Source organism: Planomonospora algeriensis (assembly GCF_977012225.1).
This window is the reverse complement of sequence record NZ_CDRNDK010000445.1, coordinates 1-5051: the sequence shown is the minus strand read 5'-3', so window position 1 is coordinate 5051 and position 5051 is coordinate 1. Positions and strand designations below refer to the sequence as shown.

Annotated in this window: 4 protein-coding genes; 1 reads left to right on the top strand and 3 read right to left on the bottom strand. The window is 71.7% G+C overall.

What is annotated here, in order from left to right:
- Together ACWJ6R_RS29860 and ACWJ6R_RS29855 are read right to left on the bottom strand one after the other, a co-directional pair.
- A partial coding sequence (locus ACWJ6R_RS29860) for an AAA family ATPase (protein ID WP_449065422.1) occupies positions 1 to 2428 on the bottom strand: 2428 nt, incomplete at its 3' end.
- 14 nt (positions 2429 to 2442) lie between these two features.
- Positions 2443 to 3126: a hypothetical protein gene (locus ACWJ6R_RS29855; RefSeq protein WP_449065421.1), complete on the bottom strand. Its 684-nt coding sequence runs from the start codon at positions 3124 to 3126 to the stop codon at positions 2443 to 2445.
- Positions 3127 to 3635: 509 nt separating this feature from the next.
- Between ACWJ6R_RS29855 and ACWJ6R_RS29850 the strand changes: the two genes are divergently transcribed.
- Positions 3636 to 4019: a carboxymuconolactone decarboxylase family protein gene (locus ACWJ6R_RS29850; RefSeq protein ID WP_449065420.1), complete on the top strand. Its 384-nt coding sequence runs from the start codon at positions 3636 to 3638 to the stop codon at positions 4017 to 4019.
- On the opposite strand, the gene ACWJ6R_RS29845 is transcribed toward ACWJ6R_RS29850, so the two are convergent.
- Positions 4016 to 5051, bottom strand: a 1036-nt coding sequence (locus ACWJ6R_RS29845) for a DUF3376 domain-containing protein (RefSeq protein WP_449065419.1), incomplete at its 5' end; no start/stop codon positions are given. The two genes, ACWJ6R_RS29850 and ACWJ6R_RS29845, sit on opposite strands and share 4 nt — an antisense overlap.

The window sequence follows — 5051 nt, the reverse complement described above, 5'->3', positions numbered from 1 at the left end:
AGGAGGCGTGGCCGTTGCCCGTCACGACCGCGCCCTGGACCAGCACGGCGGGTTCGAGCCGGGGCACGGCCGCCGGGACGGGCAGTTCGCGTGCCACGCGGCTGTGCTCGCGGTGCGCCCGGGCCGCCTCCAGGTGGTACTCCTCGATCTCGGCGTAGAAGTCGTCGGAGGCGTAGACCGAGCCGTCGACCAGCGGCCCCCGGCGCTGCTCCAGGACCGCCACCACGTCGTCGCCGTTCAGCGTCTTGTCCGTCTCCAGCGCGTGGGCCAGGCAGAGGACCTCCCGCCGGTGCTCGCGCAGCAGCTCCTCGGTCCGCTCCAGCAGCCGCACCAGGTTGTACTCGATGCGCTCGCCGAGGACGTCCGGGGCCTTGATCCCCTTCCCGCCGCCCACCCGCTGTGCGCCGCCGGCCCCGCCGGGCTTCGGCAGGGACTTGCCGCCCATGATCTCCAGCTCCTGCAGGGCGGGCACCGACGTGACGCCGCGGCCCATCCCCCAGTGCGCCTCCATCAGCGCGGTGAGGTAGGTCGCCGAGTACAGGTCACCCGAGACGCCGGAGGAGTTGTCCTCGGCGAAGAACATCCGCTCCCCGGCCAGCGAGGCGAGCGAGACCATGATGTCGGCCTCGTGCTCGGACTTCCACCGGGTGAACTGGTCCTCGGGCTTGATGCTCGCGACCATGCCGAGGTAGTCGGCGCCCTTCTCGATCGTGGCGATGTCGATCTCGAGGTGGTAGCGGGTCCGGTAGGCGGCCACCGCGTGGCACGCCTCGTGCACGGCCACCGCGTGCCGCTCGCGCTCGATGTACTCCACGTCCTCGGGCGGGCCGAGCTGCTTGAGCCGCTTGGCCCGGGTCACGTCGGACCAGGTGATGACCTCCCGGCCGTCCCGGATCGCGGTGATCAGCGACTCGTTGACCAGGTCCTTGATCGTGGCCCCGGTGGCGTAGGGCGTGATGGTGGCCAGCTTGTCCAGCTGCTCGTCGGTCAGCTCGTGCCGGACCTTGTCGAAGTAGCCCCGGTAGGTGCGGACCCGGCCCGCCTTGGAGGGGTAGCCGACCTTGTAGATGCGGTCGATGCGGCCCGGGCGCAGCAGCGCCTCGTCCAGCGAGTTGGGCATGTTGGTGGCCATCATGACGAGGATCCGGTACTTCGGCGGCGGCTTGGGCCGCATCCCGAGCAGCCGCCGGACGTGCCGGTTGACGATGCCGCGCGGCTTCTTCAGGCCGGACAGCTCGGTCAGCAGCGCCTGCAGGGTGCCGGGGTCGCCGCCGCCGCCCATGTTCCCGCCCATGAAGAAGCGGCTGCGGCCGGTCTCCGGCTCCGCCGTACCGGCGCGGGAGCCCGCCTGGTGGAGCAGCCACCGGGTGTCCTCCGACAGGTAGCCGAAGCCGTGGCAGCCGCCGGAGTGCGGGGAGAAGCCGGGGCCGCCCCGCGGGCCCTGCTGCGCCAGGGAGCCGCGCCGGCCGAGGGAGTCGGCCTCGTCGAAGAAGACGATCACGCCGCCGTAGCGCAGGGAGAGCTTGCGGAGCTTGCGGAAGAGCGACTTCACCTTCAGGATGCCGATGCCCATGAACATGTTGACGAAGGCGCCGGGGTCGACGAATACGTACGGCTTGCCGGTCTCCCCCGCCACCGCCTCGGCCATCAGGGTCTTGCCGGTGCCCGGCGGCCCCCACAGCAGCAGGCCGCTGGGCACGTAGCCGCCGCGCTCCTCGATCTCGTCCGGCCGCTCCAGGAAGACGATGTTCTCCTTGACCCGCTCGACCACGTGGTCCTGGCCCCAGACGTCGGAGAAGCGGGTCGTGATGTCGTCGGGGAAGTAGGTCTCCACCCCGCCCCGCGACAGCAGCCAGAACAGGCCGATGAACTGGAAGGCGATGAAGAAGAACGCGAAGGCCAGCTGCGCGACGTACGGCAGCGCCTGCCAGAGCAGTGCGGGGGCCTGGAAGAGCGCGATGGCCGGCGAGGTGTCCAGCACCTCGCCGAGGACGAGCGCCAGCACCGCGATCCAGAACAGCCACTTGATGGCGCGGGCCATCCGGAAGCGGTTCCAGTCGGAGAACCGGCGGTGGCTCCAGCGCTCGAAGCCGCCGAACACGCCGCGGGTCCAGAACCGGTGGTAGCCGGCGGAGCGCTCGCTGACCAGGAAGTGCAGCTGCCGGAGCAGCTCGGCGCCGAGCAGCCAGAAGATCCACGGGGCCTCGTACGCGACGTTGAGCATCCCCTCCTGGAACGTCATGTTGCCCTCGTTGGCCGCCATCTGGTTCCAGACCAGGACGAGGTAGACGACCGTCAGGACGAGGACGAACTTGATCCGGTCCCACAGCGGCATGCGCTTGCGGGTCTCGGCGCGCGGGTCGGTCGGGCCGGTGCCGGGCGGGCGCAGGCCCTCGGGGTGCGGGGACGGGGGCGGCTTCATCTTCATAGGCGGGCTGCTCCTCACCCGATGGCTCGCTTGACCTTGAAGGACTGGGTGACCCTGTCGAGTTCCGCGGCGCGCTCGCGGTAGCACGCCGCCGAGCAGCGGACCAGCATCGTGGAGAGCCGCTGTCCGTCCTCGCTCAGGTAGGAGGTGAGGTCGAAGGTCTGCACCCCCGCGCCCTGCACGGCGTAGTTGAACCGCACGTGCACCCCGCGCACCCCGTCGCCGGGGTGGAGCACCTCGTCGGCCAGGAGCTCGAAGCCGGTCAGCGGGTAGCCGGGGATCTGCTCCGCCTGGGCGCGCACCTCCTCGGAGACGGGCAGGATCACGTCGCGCATGCCGTTCAGGGAGAGCTCGTCGAGCTCGGAGGGCAGCAGTTTGGCGACCCGGGCGAAGACGAAGGGCTCGTCGGAGGGGCCCAGGCCGTACAGGTGCTGGACGGCGGGCTCGGCGTGGGCGTCGTAGGCGATCGACCAGACGAGCTGCTTGCGGACCCGCGCGGCGGCCGACTCGGGGTCGCTCCGCGCCAGGGCCGCGTCCAGGACCTTCTGGTCGATCTGCCGCCAGACGGCCGGGACCTTGAAGTAGGTCTGGCCGTCGCCGTCGCGGACGTAGGTGAACTCGGGACTTGCGCATCCTGCGGCCAGGGCGGCGACGAGCGCCACCGGTGTCGCGGCGAGCCGCGCCCTTGAACTTCGCACCAGGGCTGTACCTCCGCTTTGCGGGTCGGCAAGGGATTTTGTGCCCGTTTTTTGAGTATCCCTCCCATTCCCTCGGCGACCATCTTGGAAATCTTGACCAAATCCCGGTGAGAGATCGGCTCCATTTGATGCGGAGCGCGGCGGAATGGTCGCGACGGGCGCGTCCCGGCGCGCGGACATGCCGCCGCGCGGCTCGGAGGGATCGGACCGGGGCCGATCCGGGGCTCATAGGGGGTTCATGCGGTGTTCATGCGGGTTCGCGGGACTCCGCCGGGGCGGTGTCCCGGCCGCGGCCCCGACTGTACGATCTTGGACTGTGCCGGACGGCGCGGATCCGCGCTCCCGGAGAGCGGCGGCTCCGGCGCCGTCGATGATTTCTGGGCGGGATGTTTATATATGTCGCGACTATTGGCGGGAAGGAGCTACCGCTCGCAGCGGAACCGGCCAAGTATGGAGGCACCGCGACACCGCCCGTCGCGTCCGCCCCCGACCGGCCGACCGGAGCACCCATGGACGAGCACCTTGACGACACCGCTCCCGACCGCCGAACCCGCGGATTGGAGATCATGAAGCAGGTCCACGGTGAGGACGACCCTGCGGGCGTCCCCGGTGACTTCTTCGGCATGACCGTCGAGCACCTGTTCGCCGAGGTCTGGTCCCGAGACGGACTGAGCCTGCGCGACCGGCGGCTGCTCCTGCTCGGTCTGCTCGTCGGGCAGGGGATGGACGACGACGTCGAACTCCAGCTCGACGCGGCGCTGCGCACCGGGGAGCTGACCCCGGACGAGCTCCGCGAGATCGTCATCTTCCTGACCCACTACGCCGGCTGGCCGCGGGGGGCCCGGCTCAACGCGCAGGTCGAAGAGCTCCTCACCCGGTTCATGAAGGACTAGCCGACGGGACCGGCGGGTCTACTGGCCGTGCTCGCGCAGCCTCCGCAACAGGCTCGCGGCCTCCCGCCGGCCGGTCCGGACCCGTGCCGCGATCTCCTGCCCGACCGCGCCGGCCACCGACCACGGCAGCTCCACCAGGCGCGGCGGGCGGACCGCCGCCCCAGCGCGGAGGCGATCACCGCGGCCCCCACCGCCCCGGCCCGGCCCGCGGTGTGCAGGAACAGCGGTGTCCGCATCTCGTCGGCGAACTCCTCCTCGCCGATCTCCGCCCGGGAGAAGGCCGCGAGGAGGAAGTCCATCGACGGCCGCTCCGGCCGCCCCTGCCAGGCCTCCAGGAAGCGCCGCGCCTCGGGGCCCTGCCCCGCGCCCGCGTCGAAGTCCTCCCGTACGGCCTCGGCCAGGCCGTCCAGTTCCTCGTCGAGGATCTCCGCGTGCAGCCGGCGCGCGACCGCCAGGACCGTGGCCGTCAGCTCCGGGCACGGTGCCGGGCCCTCCGGCTCCACCGCCGCGGAACCGTCCGGCTCCGCCGGGACCGCGCCGTCCGTCCCGGCGCCCAGAAAGGCGAGCTCCCGCTCGATCCGCTCGCGGTCGCCGTCGAAACGGGCCGCCAGCTCGTCGGCGAACCTCCCGCCGACCGCGACGGCGCGCAGCCGCCGGTACGCCTCCTGCGGGGACAGCCCGAGCTGGAGCAGGCGCCCCGGGTCGAGCACGGCCTGCACCATCCGGGTCGCCCCGTCCAGGCGGCCCCAGATCCAGTCGTTCACCCGCCAGGACTTCTTGTAGAAGGCGCCGAACTGGCCGAGCTTGGTCCCTGCGAGTTTCCCCGGATCCGCACGGCCGCCGAACGAGTCCGGCGTCCGGGCGCTGATCTGCTGCAGGACGACCTCCTGCTCCACCTCCGGATGCTCACCGGCGACGGCGAGCCGGCAGACGCCGACGGCGAGCATCCGGCGGAGCGCCGCGGCGGGCGACGCCGTTCCCTCCCGGGGCGCCAGTTCGCGCAGCAGGTCCCGCAGGCGCCCGGCCTCGCGC

Excerpts from the sequence above, each read along its gene's own strand:
- ACWJ6R_RS29850 (WP_449065420.1), top strand. The coding sequence starts at position 3,636 with ATGGACGAGCACCTTGACGACACCGCTCCCGACCGCCGAACCCGCGGA.